The 17306-nt window shown below is 65.6% G+C and carries 14 protein-coding genes; 13 read left to right on the forward strand and 1 reads right to left on the reverse strand.

The annotated features are described in order from the left end of the window. The first annotated feature begins 8 nt into the window (after nucleotides 1-8). Genes ccoO through ccoS form a run of 7 tightly spaced genes read left to right on the forward strand, consistent with a single transcriptional unit; the run spans nucleotide 9 to nucleotide 6231 of the window. Nucleotides 9-767 (forward strand): cytochrome-c oxidase, cbb3-type subunit II, encoded by a 759-nt coding sequence (ccoO, locus tag QZ266_RS04885; protein ID WP_295692105.1) that lies wholly within the window; start codon nucleotides 9-11, stop codon nucleotides 765-767. Nucleotides 768-771: 4 nt separating this feature from the next. Next, nucleotides 772-969, forward strand: coding sequence for a cbb3-type cytochrome c oxidase subunit 3 (locus QZ266_RS04890; RefSeq protein ID WP_295692107.1), 198 nt, complete (start codon nucleotides 772-774; stop codon nucleotides 967-969). Continuing rightward, a complete protein-coding gene (ccoP, locus tag QZ266_RS04895; protein WP_295692108.1) occupies nucleotides 956-1879 on the forward strand; it encodes a cytochrome-c oxidase, cbb3-type subunit III in 924 nt (307 codons plus the stop codon). The genes QZ266_RS04890 and ccoP overlap by 14 nt, the downstream gene beginning before the upstream one ends. Before the next feature lie 41 nt (nucleotides 1880-1920). Beyond that, on the forward strand, nucleotides 1921-3402 hold the full coding sequence (gene ccoG, locus QZ266_RS04900) for a cytochrome c oxidase accessory protein CcoG (protein ID WP_295692110.1): 1482 nt from the start codon (nucleotides 1921-1923) through the stop codon (nucleotides 3400-3402). Next, complete coding sequence (locus tag QZ266_RS04905) at nucleotides 3402-3872, forward strand: FixH family protein (protein WP_295692111.1); 471 nt, start codon at nucleotides 3402-3404, stop codon at nucleotides 3870-3872. Before ccoG ends, QZ266_RS04905 begins: the two co-directional genes overlap by 1 nt. Beyond that, nucleotides 3860-6055 (forward strand): heavy metal translocating P-type ATPase, encoded by a 2196-nt coding sequence (locus QZ266_RS04910; RefSeq protein ID WP_295692113.1) that lies wholly within the window; start codon nucleotides 3860-3862, stop codon nucleotides 6053-6055. The genes QZ266_RS04905 and QZ266_RS04910 overlap by 13 nt, the downstream gene beginning before the upstream one ends. After that, on the forward strand, nucleotides 6055-6231 hold the full coding sequence (gene ccoS, locus QZ266_RS04915) for a cbb3-type cytochrome oxidase assembly protein CcoS (RefSeq protein ID WP_295692114.1): 177 nt from the start codon (nucleotides 6055-6057) through the stop codon (nucleotides 6229-6231). Before QZ266_RS04910 ends, ccoS begins: the two co-directional genes overlap by 1 nt. Before the next feature lie 18 nt (nucleotides 6232-6249). Here the strand turns inward: ccoS and QZ266_RS04920 are convergent, their stop codons facing one another. Next, nucleotides 6250-7002 (reverse strand): DUF2189 domain-containing protein, encoded by a 753-nt coding sequence (locus tag QZ266_RS04920; protein WP_295692116.1) that lies wholly within the window; start codon nucleotides 7000-7002, stop codon nucleotides 6250-6252. Between the two features lie 128 nt (nucleotides 7003-7130). Between QZ266_RS04920 and QZ266_RS04925 the strand changes: the two genes are divergently transcribed. The 6 genes from QZ266_RS04925 to QZ266_RS04950 all read left to right on the forward strand — a co-directional run bounded on the left by QZ266_RS04925 (nucleotide 7131) and on the right by QZ266_RS04950 (nucleotide 17300). Beyond that, on the forward strand, nucleotides 7131-7844 hold the full coding sequence (locus QZ266_RS04925; protein ID WP_295692118.1) for a sulfite exporter TauE/SafE family protein: 714 nt from the start codon (nucleotides 7131-7133) through the stop codon (nucleotides 7842-7844). Nucleotides 7845-7969: 125 nt separating this feature from the next. After that, nucleotides 7970-12835, forward strand: a complete 4866-nt coding sequence (locus QZ266_RS04930) for an alpha-2-macroglobulin (protein ID WP_295692120.1) — start codon at nucleotides 7970-7972, stop codon at nucleotides 12833-12835. Between the two features lie 2 nt (nucleotides 12836-12837). Further along, nucleotides 12838-14898 carry a penicillin-binding protein 1C gene (pbpC, locus tag QZ266_RS04935; RefSeq protein WP_295692121.1) on the forward strand — a complete coding sequence of 687 codons (2061 nt, stop codon included), beginning with the start codon at nucleotides 12838-12840 and terminating at the stop codon, nucleotides 14896-14898. A 94-nt stretch (nucleotides 14899-14992) separates the two neighbouring features. Then, entirely contained in the window at nucleotides 14993-15514 is a 522-nt protein-coding gene (locus tag QZ266_RS04940; protein WP_295692123.1) for a hypothetical protein, read from the forward strand. A gap of 68 nt (nucleotides 15515-15582) precedes the next feature. Further along, on the forward strand, nucleotides 15583-16647 hold the full coding sequence (locus tag QZ266_RS04945) for an isoaspartyl peptidase/L-asparaginase family protein (RefSeq protein WP_295692125.1): 1065 nt from the start codon (nucleotides 15583-15585) through the stop codon (nucleotides 16645-16647). Further along, the gene (locus tag QZ266_RS04950) at nucleotides 16647-17300 is read left to right on the forward strand and encodes a TIGR02466 family protein (protein WP_295692127.1); all 654 of its coding nucleotides are present in this window, start codon (nucleotides 16647-16649) and stop codon (nucleotides 17298-17300) included. Before QZ266_RS04945 ends, QZ266_RS04950 begins: the two co-directional genes overlap by 1 nt. Nucleotides 17301-17306: the final 6 nt, after the last annotated feature.

The following is a 17306-nucleotide window of genomic DNA, read 5'->3' on the forward strand; positions in this document are numbered from 1 at the left end:
AGGTCGCAATGTCAGGGAAAAAATCTCTCTGGAGCGATCTGCACAAATCGCTCTTCGAAAAGAAACCGCTCGTCCTCACCGTTGGTGTTCTGGTGACCGTGTCCATCGGCGGCATCGTCGAGATTGCACCGCTCTTCTACCTCGACTCGACAATCGAGGAAGTCGAAGGGGTGCGGCCATACACGCCGCTCGAACAATTGGGCCGGGACATCTATATCCGCGAGGGCTGCTATAATTGCCACTCGCAGATGATCCGCCCGCTGCGCGATGAGGTGGAGCGTTATGGCCACTACTCGCTGGCGGCCGAGAGCATGTATGACCATCCCTTCCAGTGGGGGTCGAAACGGACCGGGCCGGACCTGGCCCGCATCGGCGGGCTCTATTCGGACGAATGGCATCGCGACCATATGCGACGCCCGCAATCCGTGGTCCCGGAATCGGTGATGCCGGCCTATCCCTTCCTGGAGAATTCCGAGCTCGCTTTCGACAATGTCGAAGCCAATCTGCGCGCCTTGCGCACGGTCGGCGTGCCCTATGATAACGGCATGCTGGAAGCGGCTGTTTCGGACGTGGAGACCCAGCTGGATCCCTATGCCGAGGATTATGATGGCTTCCAGGAACGCTATCCGGGCGCGGTCATGCGTGATTTCGACGGCAATCCGGATCAGGTGACCGAGCTCGATGCGCTCATCGCCTATCTGCAGGTTCTCGGCACCATGGTGGACTTCTCCACCTATGAGGCCGAAGCCGATGAAAATCTGAGGTAGGCCGATGTATGAGATCCTCTCAACCTTCGCGCAGACCTGGGGCTTGCTGATCTTCGTGGCCTTGTTCGCCGCGGCGCTTGTCTATGCGCTCTGGCCGCGCAACCAGGCGCTGTTCGACGCGGCTGCCAGCGCCCCGCTCACTGAAAACGATACGCCGGCTGCGGCCGACGAGACCGAGGACGAGACCCATGTCCGAGCATGATGAAACGCGTGAAACCGACGCTCATTCCGGCACCGAGACCACTGGTCATGAATGGGATGGCATCAAGGAACTCGACACGCCCCTGCCGCGCTGGTGGCTGTATATCTTCTACGCCAGCTGTGTCTGGGCCGTAATCTACTGGGTGCTCATGCCGGCCTGGCCGGCGCTTCCCGGTCTGGCGGGCGAGACCGATCACACCCGCGGGCTGCGCAATCACTCCGAACGCGCCAATGTGGCCGAAGCGCTTGATGCGCTGGCCGAGCAGCGCGCGGTCGGATTCGCCGCCCTGGAAGGCGCCTCGATCGGCGAGATCGAGAATGACCCGGAATTGCTCGGCTTCGTGCTGGCAGCCGGTGAGACCGTCTTCCGGGACCGCTGCGGCACGTGCCACGGCGTCGGCGGGCAGGGCTTTGTCGGCTATCCCAATCTGAATGATGATGTCTGGCTGTGGGGCGGGTCCTATGACGATATCCGTCATACGCTCCAGGTCGGCATTCGCTCCGAGCATCCTGACACCCGCTTCTCGCAAATGCCGGCCTTTGGTCGTGACGAGCTGCTGAGCCGCGCCGAGATCGGTGAGGTCACCGATTATGTCCTCTCCCTTTCCGGGACCAGCGCCGATGCCGGCGCGATCAGTCGCGGGCAGGCGATCTATGACTCGCAATGTGCCAGCTGCCATATGGCTGACGGACGCGGTGACCGTGCGCAGGGCGCACCGAGCCTGACCGATCAGGACTGGCTCTACGGCGGAAGTCGCGAGCAGATCATGGCCTCCATCCATCGCGGTCCATACGGTGTCATGCCGGCCTGGGAAGACCGCCTGGAGGAGACCACGCTGGACGCGCTCGCGGCCTATGTCTTCCTGCGGGGCGGCGGCGAGGATGCGACAGCTGGTCCCACGGGGCAGTAGGTCGCATAGTGACCCTATGAGAAATCCGGTTTAACGCTGTCATGTCCAACGCCACTCCCAAGAACATGGCAGCGCCCGGGATCTCCCGGTCCAAGGCCGAGGCGGTCAATGCCGCCGACACGCGTGAGCTCTACAAGAAGCGCGAGCCGATCTATCCCAAGCTGGCGCACGGCAAGTTCCGCTTCGTCAAATGGGTGATCATGGCGCTCGCGCTGGGGGTGTATTACCTCATCCCCTTCCTGCGCTGGGACCGGGGTCCCGGGGCGCCCGACCAGGCCGTCCTGGTCGATTTCGCCCATGGCCGCTTCTACTTCTTCTTCCTCGAGATCTGGCCGCAGGAAATCTACTACGTCACCGGCTTGCTCATCATGGCGGCGCTGGGCCTGTTTCTGGCCAGCGCGCTGTTCGGTCGGGTCTGGTGTGGCTATGCCTGCCCGCAGACCGTCTGGACCGATCTCTTCATCATGGTCGAACGGATGTTCGAAGGGGATCGCAATGCCCGGATGAAGCTGGACCGCGCGCCCTGGTCGCTGAACAAGGCCTGGCGCAAGGTCGGCAAGCACGCCATCTGGCTGATCATCGCCTTTGCGACCGGGGGCGCCTGGATCCTCTATTTCCATGATGCCTGGGACACGCTCGCGAATTTCTTCGCCGGCACGGCTGCGCCGTCCTCCTACGTCTTCGCCGGGGTTCTTACCTTCACCACCTATACGCTGGCCGGCACGATGCGTGAGCAGGTCTGCACCTATATGTGCCCCTGGCCGCGCATCCAGGCGGCGATGACGGATCGCGACGCGCTCAATGTCACCTACCGGATCGATCGTGGTGAGCCGCGCGGTGCCCACAAGAAGACCGAGAGCTGGGACAATCGGGGCGATTGCATCGATTGCAAGCAATGCATCGCGGTCTGCCCGATGGGGATCGATATTCGTGACGGGGCGCAGCTGGAGTGTATCCAGTGCGGGCTTTGCATTGATGCCTGCGATGACATCATGGGCAAGGTCGGGCGTCCGACCGGACTGATTACCTATGAGACAGACGACAATGTCGACCGCTTCGTGAGGGGCGAGAAACCCCGCTATCCCTTCATCCGGCCGCGCACCATGGTCTATGCGGTCTCGCTGGCCATTGTGAGCGCCCTGATGCTGGGCGCCCTGGTGACCCGGACCCATCTGGAACTGAATTCCCAGCGCGACCGCAATCCGAATTATGTGCGCCTGTCCGATGGCGCCGTGCGCAATGGCTATACCGTCAATGTCATCAACAAGGCCAATGCGCCACGCGTGATGGAGCTGGCGGTGGAGGGCGATCCGGCGATCGGCGTGCGCATCCTCGGCGCGGCTGACATGACGCCGGACCGGATCGAGATCGGTCCCGACCGCTCGCAGGACTATGTCGTCTATCTGACCCTGCCAGGGGCGGCGATTGATGGCCCGAGCGAAGACATTGCCTTCGTCGTGACCGACCGGGAAACCGGCGAGACGGCACGATCCTCATCCGTCCTGATTACCGGAGCCGAGTGATGCGAAACCCCTTCAACCCCCTGCGCGGCTGGCATGTCCTGATCCTCATCCTGGCCTTTTTCGGGGTCACGATCGGGGTCAATGCGACCTTCATCACCCTCGCCCTGCGGACCCATCCGGGCGAAGACGTGCCGCGCTCCTATGTCCAGGGGCTGAACTACAATGACACGCTGGACCGCCGCCGCGCGCAGGAAGCCCTGGGCTGGACGGCTCGTGTGAACCTGGTCGAGCGCGATGTCGTCCTGGCCATCAGTGCCGCCGATGGCAGCCCGGTCGCAGGGCTCGATCTCGTCGGGACGCTGATTCATCCCGCCGACACGTCGCGCGACTGTCCGCTGGCCTTCGCCGAATCCCGACCGGGCGTATACCGTGTGACCCTGCCCTGTGACGGGCAGGGCGATTGGCGCCTTGAGGCGCATAGTCGCGATGATGCCCCGTTCGAGATGGTCAGTGAGTTATGGCTGCCTTAGATGCCACCCATTCCGGTCTCGCCGCCGCCAGCGGTGCGGACCCGCAAGCCTTTGTTCGCCGCAGTGAGGGGCTCTGCGAGCTTGACCTGATGGTGCGCGGGGCGACCTGCGCCGGGTGTATCGCGCGGATCGAAGGCGGGTTGCGCGAGGATGATCGCGTCCAGCAGGCGCGGCTCAACCTGTCGACCGGGCGCCTGGCCCTGGCCTGGCGCGGCGATCCGGCGATGGCAGCCGATTATGTCGGCAAGCTCGGCCGTCTCGGCTATCCGGCCACGCCCTACGAACCCGAGAGCGAGGCTGATCCCAATCGCGAGGAGGAGAAGCGTCTCCTGCGTGCGATGGCGGTGGCCGGCTTTGCCATGATGAATGTCATGTTGTTGTCGATCTCGGTCTGGTCCGGCGGACTGGAGATGAGCGAGACCATGCAGGCGCTCATGCACCGGATATCGGCTCTCATCGTCCTGCCCGCTGCCGCCTTTGCCGGTCAGCCCTTTTTCCGTTCGGCCGTGCGGGCTCTGCGGGTCGGTCATGTCAATATGGATGTGCCGATTTCGCTGGCGGTCCTGCTCGCCTGCGGCCTGTCGGTCTGGGAAACATTCATCGGTCACGGCCAGACCTATTACGACGCCGCGGTCATGCTGCTCTTCTTCCTGCTCATCGGCCGCTTTCTCGACATGCGACTGCGCGCGCGTGCGGGAGAAGCCGCACGGGGTCTGGCCGCCATGCAGGCGGCGACGGCAAACCTGCTCGATGCGGATGGGCATATCCGGGCCATTCCGGCCCGAGACGTAAAGGCCGGCGACCGCCTGGTCCTGGCCGCCGGCGACCGGGTTCCCGTTGATGCCCGCATCCTGGAAGGCGAGGGCGCGCTGGACGGTTCTCTGGTCACCGGAGAAACCGCGCCGGTGACCGCCAAGCCCGGTCTCGACGTCTGGTCGGGCATGCTCAATCTTGATGGCAAGCTGGTGCTTGAAGCGCGAGCGGATCGCGACAATTCCCTGCTCGCCGAGATTACCCGTCTCGTTGAAGCGGGCGAACAGGCTCGCTCGCGCTATGTGCGTCTCGCTGATCGCGCGGCCCGCCTCTATGTGCCGGTCGTGCACGGGCTGGCGGCGTTGACCGTGATCGGTTGGCTGCTGATCGGCGGTGAGGTGCGTCCGGCAATCATCAATGCCATCGCTGTCCTGATCATCACCTGCCCCTGTGCGCTGGGGCTGGCGGTTCCAGCGGTACAGGTCGTGGCGTCAGGACGGCTCTATCGCGAAGGCGTGCTGGTCAAGTCCGGAGATGCGCTGGAACGCCTCGCCGGGGCAGACACCATTGTCTTCGACAAGACCGGGACGCTGACAGAGGGGCGTCCACGACTGGTCGATGCGGACGGATTGCCGGCAGGCGCGCTCGAGGCCGCGGCCCGGCTGGCCCGCACCAGTCGCCACCCGCTTTCGCGCGCGATTGCCGACGCTGCGGGCATGGGGGAGGCGGCTGCCGATGTCAGGGAAATCCCCGGCGGCGGACTGGAAGCCAGGGTGGAGGGTCAGCGAGTGCGTTTCGGCGCGGCCCGCTGGCTGGGCGTTGATGCCGCCAGCGATCCGCATACTGAATCCTGGCTGGTCATTGGAGACGAGGCGCCGGTCCGCTTCTGTTTCGAGGATCGTCTGCGCGAGGATGCAGCGGACGTGATCGCGGCGCTCAAGGCGCGCGATTGCCGAATTCATCTCCTGTCGGGAGACCGGACCGGGCCGGTGGAGGCCGTCGCCGCCGCGCTCGGCATTGATGGCTGGCAGGCCGAGATGCAGCCCCAGGACAAGATCGCGCGCCTGGAAGACCTGAAGGCGGCAGGCGGTACCATTGCCATGGTCGGTGACGGGATCAATGACGCCCCGGCCCTGGCCGCCGCGCACGTCTCGATCTCGCTGGCCTCGGCCGCCGAAGTCTCCCAGGCCGCTGCCGATTTCGTGCTGCAGGGCGATCGTCTTGCGGCCAGTGTCGTGGCGCTGGACGTGTCCCGCGGTGCCAAGCGGCGCGTGCTCGAGAATTTCGGTCTGGCCGCCGCCTATAACGCCATCGCCGTTCCGATGGCCGTGGCCGGTCTGGTCACGCCCCTGATCGCGGCCATCGCGATGTCGGCCTCGTCCATCCTGGTCACGTTGAACGCGCTGAGACTGGCGCGGGGAGGCCGCTGATGACAGCCCTCATCTGGCTCATCCCGGTCGCGCTCATCATGGGCGCGCTCGGCCTTGCGGGCTTCCTGTGGAGCCTGCGCAGTGGCCAGTTCGACGACATGGATGGGGCTGCCCATCGCATCCTGATGGATGATGACCAACCGCTCCCCGGCAATGATGAGAGCCCGGACGACTGAGGTCAGCCGGTGAGTGGATCAGCCCTCTTCCTTCGGCATGAAGTCGCGATAGGCGTGCCAGGTGGCCAGCGCGATCCACGGGAAGGCAACAGCCAGGCCGACCCCGAAGACGGCGATTCCGGCGCCGATGATGAAGGCGATCAGCCAGGCCCAGGTGAACATCACGAAGGGCTGTTTCAAAACCGCATTGAAGCTGGTGGCGAGCGCCGTGATGGCGTCGACATCGCGATCCACCAGCAGCGGGAAGGCGATCACGGAAATCGCAAAGGAAAGCGTGGCCAGCACGCCGCCGAAGACGGTTCCGACAGCCAGCAGTGTCAGTCCGGATCCATCGGTGAAGAGGAAGTTGAGAAAGGCGCTGGGTTCCAGTGGCGCAAAAGGCGCCAGCACGACCAGCAGGATTTGCGCGACGCGCATCCAGATCATCAAGAGCAGGCCGAGCAGAATGCTCAGGAAGCCGATTTGCGCGATGCGCTGGGGAAAGCGGGAAATGATCACCCGAAAGCGCGGAATCTCGCCCTTCTCGAAGGCCCGGCTGACCTGGTAGATCCCGACTGCCAGCGCCGGTCCAACAAGCGCGAAACCGCTTAGCGCCACGGGAATGGTGGAACTCATTCCCACAGCCACCAGTCCGAAGACGAATAGCGCGCCGATGGCCACGAAGATGGCGCCATAGGCGAGACAGACACCGGGCGCCATGCGGAAATCATTCCATCCGGCGCGCAGCCATTGCCAGGGCGCATCACGCCTGACGGTTCGAAGTGGCATCATCTTGCTCTCCCCCAGGCATCTTAGCGGCCCGATTGAATTAGGCTTTGCGTCATTACGCCACACTTTTTCTATGGCTTTCCAGCCTTTCCCGCAGTGGCCCGGTCGAGTGGGCCATGGCAAGGAGGGGTATGACCGCGAACCTGCTTTCCCAATTGAGTCTCGCCGGCGGGCTTCTCGCCGGTCTGGCCTCCAGCCTGCACTGTGTCGGGATGTGTGGCGGGATAGCCTCCAGCCTCACCCTGACCCTCGCGCCCGGAGCCGGGCCGATGGCGCGGGCTCGGACCCTGATGCTGGCCCAGGCCGGACGTGTTCTTGCCTATGTGATCGCCGGCTCCGTGCTCGCGGCTCTCGGCTCGCAGGTCTATTTCGGCTTTGACCGATCCGTCGCCCATGTCGTTTTGCGTTGGGCGGGCGCGCTGGTCCTGGTTTATATCGGCCTGTCGGTGATCGGCTGGGCTCCGTCACTGGCCGGGCTGGATCGGCTCGGACACGGCGTCCAGCGCGTCATCCATCAGCGGTTCGGGGGCGGGTTCAGCGCCACGACGCCGGTGCTGGCAGGGCTGGTCTGGGGGCTTTTGCCCTGCGGTATGGTCTATGCGGCGCTCTTCTATGCCCTGTTATCGGCCAATCCGGTCTCGGGCGGTCTGATCATGCTGGGCTTTGGCCTGGGAACGCTCCCCGCCGTCACCGCCGCGGCCTTTGGCGTGTCGCGATTTGTTGATTTCGCGCAGTCGCCGCGCAGCCGATTCGCGATCGGCGCCGCCATCATCGCCCTCGGTTTTGCGTCCGCCGCACTGCCCTGGCGCGCGATCGCGGCCTTTTGCGGAATCCCGCTCGATTGACCACAGTCAGGCACTGATGCCTGAAGGCCGCGCAGGGGCCAGAAAGCTCAATGTTTCGGTTGCTTTATAGGTGCTTTCTGGCTGGCCCTGTCGTAAGGTCCCGGGGTGTCGACAGGGGAGAGGGCATGATGGGGAAATGGTCAGCAAAATGGTTGGTCGGCGCATTGGCGCTGGCTGTCGCGGCCTGTTCGGGCGGGTCCGAGGACGAGATTGCAGGACCGGAACTGGCCAGTCGTGAGGCCGCGGCACCGCGCGCCGAGACCGGAACACCCAGCCAGTTTGCCTTCCTGCGCTATTCCGTCGGCGTTGATGGCGATGCCCCGAGCCTGTGTCTGGGCTTCACCCACCCGCTCGACCCCGACGCTGATTATTCGCCCTATGTCGCGATCTCCCCGGACCGGCCTATTGCCCTCGATGCTGACGGCCAGACCCTGTGCGTTGGCGGGCTTGGTTTCGGCGAGGACCAGACCCTCACCCTTCGCGCCGGATTCCCGGCCGCCAATGGGGATGGCCTCCTGGTCGATGAAGATGTGGTCGTCGATTTCGGCGACCGACCGGCCTATGTCGGCATTGCTGGTGATGGCGTCATCCTGCCGCGTCTCGATGCCGACGGGCTCGCGATCGAGACCGTCAATGTCGACAGTGTCGATGTCACCCTGCGCCGGATCAATGACCGGGCCCTCGCATTCCGCTCGATCACTTCGGGCGCCAATATTGCGGCTGGCGATTACTACTGGTCCGGCCAGGAAGAGAACCCGGACGCGGTCGGCGAGATCATCTGGCGCGGCGAAATGGACACGGCCGGCCTGCTCAATACGCCGGTCACGACCGTCTTTCCGCTTGCCGAGACAATCGGCACACTGACCCCGGGCGCCTATCACATCACGGTGGTCGACGCGGCGCTCGCCGATGATGACGTGCGTCAGCCGGCGCGCGCCAATCGCTGGCTGGTGATTACCGATCTGGCCCTGACCGCCTATCGCGGCGCCGACGGCGTCGATTTCATGGTGCGCTCTTTGCAGACCGCGCGTCCGGTCGAGGATGTGCGTGTGGAACTCGTCGCGCGCTCCAATGAAGTCCTCGCCTCGGTCGTGACCGATGCCAGCGGGCGGGCCCGATTCGACGGGCCTTTGACCCGCGGCGAGGGTGCCATGGCGCCGCGCCTGCTCACGGCTTACGGACCGGACAATGATTTCGCCGTGCTCGATTTCCAGCGCAATCCGGTCGACCTCTCCGGTCTCGATACGGCTGGTCGCCAGCGCCCGGACGGGGCGGATGGCTTCGTCTATCTCGACCGCGGTATCTATCGACCTGGCGAGACGGTTCATGTCTCCGCCCTGGTGCGCGATATCGAGGCGCGGGCCATCAGCGACCGTCCCGTCGAACTGACGGTTTTCGGACCCAATGGCATTGAATCCGCCAATATCCGTTTCCCCGAGGCGGCGGCAGCGGGCGCCGTCAGCTGGAGCTGGGATGTGCCGCGCACCGCGGCGCGCGGTGAGTGGCGGATTGTCGCCGAAATGGATGGTTTTGGCCGCGTCGGCCAGGTCCGTTTCTCGGTCGAGGACTTCGTGCCGCAGCGCGTTGGACTGGAGCTGGATGCCGATGACGAAACCCCGGTTCGTGCCGGCGAAACCCGCGACATTGATGCGCGTGTGCGCTTTCTCTATGGCGCCCCTGGCGCCGGTCTCGTGGTGGAAGGGCGGGTGCGGATCGAGACCGACCCCGCTCCATTCCCCGACCATGCGGATTTCAGCTTCGGTCGCCCTGACGAACCCTTCCGAGAATTCACGCGCGATCTCGCCGACACCGTTGCCGATGGTGCCGGGCGTGCGGTCCAGACCATCGAGCTGGGCGATGCCGGTCGCGATGCCAGCCAGCCCCTGCGTCTCCGGGCGGTGATCTCGGCCATCGAACCGGGCGGACGTCCGGTCGCCGATGATGTTCGCATTCCCTATCGTCCGGCCGACCTTTATCTCGGCCTGCGCCCGCAATTCGACGGGCGGGCCCAGCGCAATAGCGAGACCGCGATTGATGTGGTCGCGCTCGGGGCGGACGGTGGCGCGCTCGAAACCTTGCTGAACTGGCAGCTGGTCCGTATCGACTGGAATTACGACTGGTACCGCGTCGATAATGGTCGCTGGCAGTGGCGCCGCACGCGCGAGGTCGTCGCGATTGAACAGGGCGTGGTCACCACCGGCGCTGATGGTCTGGCCGAGATCGGCATTCGTGCGCTCGACTGGGGCAGTTATCGTCTCGTCGTTGAAGCGGCGGACGCCGGCCAGAGCGCCTCCACCGACTTCTGGGTCGGCTGGGGTGCCAATGCCGAAGAGGGCAGTGAGGCGCCGGACCGGATTGCCTTGTCCATTCCCGATCAGGCGACCGCCGTGCGCGACACTGTCACGCTGAGTCTGCTGCCGCCCTATGCCGGCGAGGCCGAGATCGTGATTGCGAGCGACCGGGTCATCGAGACGCGATCGCTGACCATTCCGGAAGGCGGCACGGAAGTCAGTTTCACCGTCACCGAGGCGTGGGGCGCCGGGGCCTATGCCATGGTCTCGCTCTTCACCCCACGCCATCCGGTTGATCAACCGGTACCGCGCCGGGCGGTCGGGATTGCCTATCTGCCGGTCGATACCGGCGAGCGGACATTCGACATCGCGCTGGATGCGCCGGAGCGGATTGAGCCGCGCCAGAGCCTGGATCTCGGCGTGACGCTTGAGGGGCCGATGCGAGGCGGCGCCTGGGTGACGGTTGCGGCCGTGGATGAGGGTATTCTCGCCCTGACCCGTTTTGCCTCACCCGATCCGGTGGACTGGTTCTTCGGTCAGTCGGCGCTGGATGTGGATCTTTATGACGACTACGGACGCCTGCTCGACCCGAACCAGGGCGCCGCGGCGGCGGTTCGCTCGGGCGGTGACCAGATAGGCGGTGCCGGTCTGACCGTCGTCCCGACACAGACGGTCGCGCTGTTCAGCGGTCCGGTCGAGGTGGACCGCAATGGACGGGCGACGATCGCGCTGGACATCCCCGACTTCAATGGCGAGCTGCGCCTGATGGCGGTCGCCTGGAGCGAGACCGGTGTCGGCGCGGAGAGCCGGCCGCTTACCGTACGTGACGACGTCCCGGCCGAGCTCATCCTGCCGCGCTTCCTGGCGCCAGGCGATGTCTCGACGGCGACTTTGACCATCGACAATGTCGACGGCGCCGCCGGGACCTATGAAGCGGTTATCGAGGCCGAAGGATCGGCTGTGGCGTCAATCTCGGATGCGGTGGAACTGGCCAGCGGCGAGCGTGTCGATCGACGTTATCCGTTGAGCGGTGAGGATGCCGGCATCGGCTCGGTGGGTCTGGCTGTGACCGGACCGGACGCATTCACCGCCGCCCGCAGCTACCCGATCGAGGTGAGAACCGCCTGGTTGCCATCGTCCAGTGTCAATCGCGGCCGCTTGCTGCCGGGAGAGAGCTGGACCCTGAGTGCCGAGGCACTGGCGGCCTATCTGCCGGGGAATTCGGCTGTGACGCTCAGCTTTTCGCCGACCCCGCTCGACGAGACGGCCCTGCTGAGCTCGCTCTCACGCTACCCCTATGGCTGTACCGAGCAGATCACCAGTCGGGCCCTGCCGCTTCTGATGGCCGACCCGCTTGCCCGGGCTGCGGCACTGGACGGTGTCGATGGCAGCCGCGCGATCATCCAGGAGGCGATTGCCACCTTGCTCAACCGGCAGGCCAATGACGGCGCGATCGGTCTGTGGCGGATCGGGGATCGCGATGCGCGGTCCTGGGTCGGGGCCTATGCGGTTGATTTCCTGTCGCGCGCCCAGGAGGCCGGTTACACCGTCCCTGACGCGGCGCTGGAGCGTGCCTATCGCGTACTCGAACATATCGCGGCGCAGGAAGCCTGGCGCGCGAGCGGCTATTCAACCCGCATCTATAGCTGGCGTGGCCAGACCGATACGGCCGAACGCCTGTCCGACCGCAGCGCGGCCTATGCGCTCTACGTGCTCGCCCGGGCCGGTCGGGTCGATCGCTCACGCCTGCGCTACATGCATGATGAACGGCTTGATCAGATCAGCAGCCCGCTGGCGCGGGCTCAACTCGGCGCGGCCCTCTATCTGATCGGTGACCGGGCCCGCTCGCGCAGCGCCTTTGACGCGGCCGAAGCAGCCCTGGGCTATGAGAATCGCGGCGATTGGTACCAGTCTGCCCGCCGGGACCTTGCGGCGGTCGTCGCCTATGCCGCAGAGGCCGGTGATGCCGAGCGTGTCGCCCGCCTGGCCGAGCGCCTTGTCTCGGACCTGCCCGAGCCGGCGCGTCTGACAACGCAGGAGAAAGCCTTTCTCCTGATGGCCGCGCAGGGCTTGTCCGGTGGCGCTGATGCGCTGTCCGTCGAGGGGCCGCTCAGCCATCCCGAAGGCGGACGCCCGGTCTTCGAGGTGACGCCGGACATGCTGGATGAGCCATTGACCTTCACGGCGTCCGGCGAGGGGCCGGTCTGGGTCACCCAGCTGGCTCATGGTGAAACCCGCATGGCGCCGGATGAGGCGTCGGAAGGTGTTTCCGTACAGAAGCGTGTTCTCGGGCTTGATGGCAGCGCGGTGGATCTGGAAGCGCTGGTCCAGGGCGACCGCCTGATGATCGACATCACGGTGATGCCGCACGAGCAGCGTCTGATTCCGGCCATCCTGGTGGATCTTCTGCCGCCGGGTTTCGAGATCGAAGCCGAGATCTCCCGCGGTGATGCCGGGCCTCGCGGTCCTTACCGCTGGCTGGGCGAGATCTTCACGCCCTCCATGAGCGAGGTCCGCGATGACCGCTATGCGGCGGCGATGGATCTGACCAATGCCCGTCCGCGGCGTCTGGCCTATATCGTCCGCGCTGTGACCCCGGGAGAATACACCCTGCCCGGCGTCGCGGTGGAAGACATGTATCGCCATGATGTCTTTGCGCGCTCGGAGACGCGCCGCATCGTGATCGCTCCGCGCGACTGATCATGTTCGGGCTGGGTCGGGCATACTGGATCATCCTGGCTGCGCTCGGCGGGCTTGTCGGCCTGCTCGCGCTCGACCGTGCCCTGCCGCCGCCCCTGCCATCGGCGGACGCGGTGTCAGCCGCGGTTCGCGATCGCCATGGCGAGGTCTTGCGCGCGTTTCCCGTCGAGGAGGGGCGCTGGCGTCTCGCCGCTGATCTTGACCGGATCGATCCTGACTTTCTCGACGCCCTGCTGGCCTATGAGGATGAGCGCTTTCACCAACACTGGGGCGTTGATTTTCCAGCCCTGGTTCGTGCCAGCCGGGATAGTCTGGCGGCCGGTCGCATCGTCTCCGGCGGCTCGACCATCACCATGCAGCTGGCGCGCCTGATCGAACCGCGCGAGCGGACCCTTGGCGCCAAGCTGATCCAGATGGCGCGGGCGCTGCAGCTGGAAATACGTCTCAGCAAGACTGAAATTCTCGAGCTTTACCTCACCCTGGCGCCCTATGGCGGCAATCTGGAGGGGGTGAGGGCGGCCAGCTGGGCCTATTTCGGGCGCGAACCGGATGACCTGACCATCGACCAGATCGCGATGCTGATCGCCTTGCCGCAATCGCCGGAGGCGCGTCGACCCGACCGCCAGCCCGAGCGCGCGGTTCGGGCTCGCGGGCGGGTTCTCGAACGGCTCGCCAGCGTCGGTCTCGCCTCACCGCAGGCGGCCGCTGACGCAGCCGGTGACCCGGCGCCGATGCGTCGACCCTTTCCTGCCGATGCCTGGCATGCCGCCGATGCGATCCGGCGCGCGGCCCCGGACATGCGCGAACCGGTCTCGACTCTGGATCGCTCGCTCCAGCTCATGCTGGAGGACAGTCTGGCGGATGAGCTCGCCGACACGGATGAAACGGTCCAGTTCGCGGCCATGATCATCGAGACCGAGACCCGCGCCGTGCGCGCTATGGCCGGTTCTGCGAGCCGGGCGCGACCGGGAGGCTGGATCGATCTGACCGACCGGCCCCGCTCACCCGGCTCGACCCTGAAACCCTTCATCTACGGCATGGCTTTTGATGATGGCCTGGCCGCGCCCGGGACCCGGATCGCAGATCTGCCGCGACGCTTCGCCGGCTATCAACCGGACAATTTCGACCGCAGTTTCCGCGGCGATGTAACCATCGCCGAGGCGCTGCAGCACTCGCTTAACATCCCCGCCGTCACCACGCTGGACGGGGTCGGCGCGCGCCGGTTCAATGCGGCCCTCGGTTTTGCCGGTGCCAATCCGCTGCGCCCGCGCCAGGCCGGTCAGGATGACGGTCTGGCCGTTGCACTGGGCGGTGCGGGACTGACCCTGCGCCAGATCGGTGTGCTGTACGCGGCGCTTGCCGATGGCGGGGAGGCCCGGCCATTGGCCTGGCAGGAAACCGCACTGGACGATTTCGCCCCGGTCGGGAGTTTCCGCCTGCTGTCTGCCGAGTCCGCCGACGAGATCGTACGGGTCTTGCGCCGGGCGCCCCATCCCGGTGGTCGGATGCCGGCGCTGTTGGCCCGCGGCGCTCCGGATATCGCGTTCAAGACGGGGACATCCTACGGGTTTCGCGATGCCTGGGCGGCGGGCATTGTCGGCGGCTATACGCTTGTCGTCTGGACCGGGCGGGCCGACGGCGCGCCGCGCGAAGGCGTGACCGGTCGTGCCGCTGCCCTGCCAGTCCTCTTCCGGCTTGCCGACGGGGTCAGTCAATTGGCGCCGCGGGGTGATATGGGCGTGGATCGTCAGGCCGAGCCGCCGGAAGAGACACCGCAAACCCTCGCCGATTTCCGCGCGGATGCCGCCCCGCACATCCTGTTCCCGCCGGATGGTGCCGAAGTCTGGTCCGATCGCGCCGGTCGCGGCTTCATTCTCGCAGCCCAGGCGCCCGGGCCCGTGCGCTGGTTCGCGGATGGCGAGACCGTGTCGGAAAATGCCCTGGGCGAACCGGTCTGGATCGCGCCGGGACCCGGATTTTACGCCGTCAGCGCGGTTGATGAAGCCGGGCGTACCAGCGAGGTCCGGGTCCGGGTTCGCGGCGCAGGGCAAGGTGCCAATTAGGGCCTGATCGCGCGCACGCGCTTGTGATTGATATGTGTGCGGACAAAATCACCTCGAATGCCTAGTGTGCCAGCATGAGGAGGCGCGAATCCCGATGCTGAAGGCACTTGTCCTGTCACTGGCGGTGACATTCGGAGTGGTCGGCGAAGGTGAGGAAATGGTGGTCGGTACGAGTACCGATTTCCACTCCAGCCTGATCGCTCTGCCCGGGCATGATTTCCACGGCTTGCAGATCGCGGTACGCCGCGCGCGCCCCTGCCAGGTCCGCGCCTTTTTCCAGGGCGCGCCGCCGCGTGCGGCCCAGTTCTGCGCCGGACGCGTGACGCAAAGACATGTCGAAGAGGCCGGTCGTGCGATTCTGGAGGATGGTGCACGGGTCAACGGTATTGCGGCCTGCCTGACCGCGCGTGAACGGATCGGCGCTGTGCGGCTCTATACCTTCTCGGGCGAAGCCGTGACGGCGCGGGTCGGCGAATGCGTCACCGAATTTCGGACGGTCTGGTGCCAGCGCGGCTGGACGGTGCAGGGGCTGCAGCTCTATTTCGACCGTCCCGCCGGCGGGCTCGCCCATGGCGGCCTGGTCGGCCTGCGGCCACTCTGCGTCGACTCGGCCTGAAGCCAGCCCTTGCCAGACTGTCACGGGCGCGGGACCCTGCTGTCACGACAGATGGGGGAGCAATCATCATGTTTCGAGTCCTGATTTCCGCAGCCGCCCTGGCGGCATCTTCCTTCGCGATTGCGCACGCACAGGAGTCCGATGACGCGTCCTGGGCTCTGGTGATTCACGGCGGCGCCGGTGTCATCGAGCGCGGCGCCATGACGCCGGAGCGTGAAGCCGAGTATCGCGCCGCCATGGCTGCCGCCCTAGAGCGCGGCGAGGCCGTCCTGAGCGCGGATGGCAGTGCGCTGGATGCGATCGAGGCGGTGATCCACGGGATGGAGGATGATCCGCTTTTCAATTCCGGGCGCGGCGCGGTCTTCACCGCCGCCGGGCGGAATGAGCTCGATGCCTCGATCATGGACGGAGCCACGCTGAATGCGGGCGCCGTGGCAGGTGTGACGCAAGTCCGCCACCCGATCTCCCTGGCCAGGCATGTGATGGATAATTCCCGTCATGTGATGCTGCAGGGCGAGGGCGCCGAGACCTTTGCGCGTGAGCAGGGCCTCGAGATCGTGCCGCCGGCCTTCTTCTTCACCGAGCGCCGCTGGGCCGCCATGGAACGGACCCTGACCTCGCTCGGTCTGGATATTCCCGCCCGCCCGGACGGAGCACCGGACGCGGCTGAAATCGATCATGGCGAACTGGATCGCGATGCGCGCGAACACCGTTTCGGGACTGTCGGCGTGGTCGCGCTCGACCGGGCCGGCAATATCGCAGCCGGGACCTCGACCGGCGGGACGACGGCCAAGCGGTGGGGCCGGGTTGGCGACAGCCCGATCATCGGCGCCGGCACCTATGCCAATAATCAGAGCTGCGGTGTCTCGGCGACCGGAACGGGTGAATTCTTCATCCGCCTCACTGTGGCCAGCCGGATATGTGCTCTGGTCGAATTCCAGGGCCTGGATCTGCAGGCGGCCGCCGATCGCGTCATCATGGATGAACTGACCGCGATGGACGGGGATGGCGGTATTGTCGCGCTGACCCCCTCGGGCGAAATCGCCTGGAGTTTCAATACGCCGGGCATGTATCGCGCCCGCCTCAGCGAGGGTGGCTTTCCGGTTGTTGCGATCTACGGAGATGAGGACTGATGGCAGACTGGAATTTGGCGCCACGACAGACGGTCCACCACCTGTTTGCGACTCCGGTGATCGAAGTCTGGCCTGCCCAGGGCAAGACGTGGCTGGGTGCCTTGCGCGACCGGGTTCTGGCGCGCCGTGCCGAGGATCCCGGAATCGCCCGCTCCAACATCAATGGCTGGCATTCTGATACCCGCATGCTCGAATGGGGCGGCGATGCCGCGATCGAGCTGGCACGCGAGACCTTGGCTGTGTGCGCGCGCTATACCAGCGATGTATCAGCGGCCCAGGGGCAGTCGCGTTATGAAATGGGCATGGAGATGTGGGCCAATGTGTCGCCGGCCTCCGCGTCCAACCAGATGCATTGCCATCCCGGTTCCTTCTGGTCGGCGAGCTTCTATGTCGATGACGGGGGCTGTACCGAGGATGGCTTCTTCGTGGCCCAGGATCCGCGCTTTCCCAGCATTCGGATGAATGCGCCTGACCTGGTCTATCAGGATGAGACCGGCACCAAGCAGATGTCCCAGCACCGGATTCGCCCGGAGCCCGGCAAGCTGGTTATTTTTCCATCCTGGATGATGCATTCGGTTCGCCCGCACAAAGGGCCGCGCGAACGCATCTCCATTGCCATGAATGTGCTGGCCTTGCCGACCGCGCCGCAATAGCCGCGT

The organism is uncultured Maricaulis sp. (assembly GCF_905480005.1).
In the GTDB taxonomy this organism is placed as follows: Bacteria; Pseudomonadota; Alphaproteobacteria; order Caulobacterales; family Maricaulaceae; genus Maricaulis.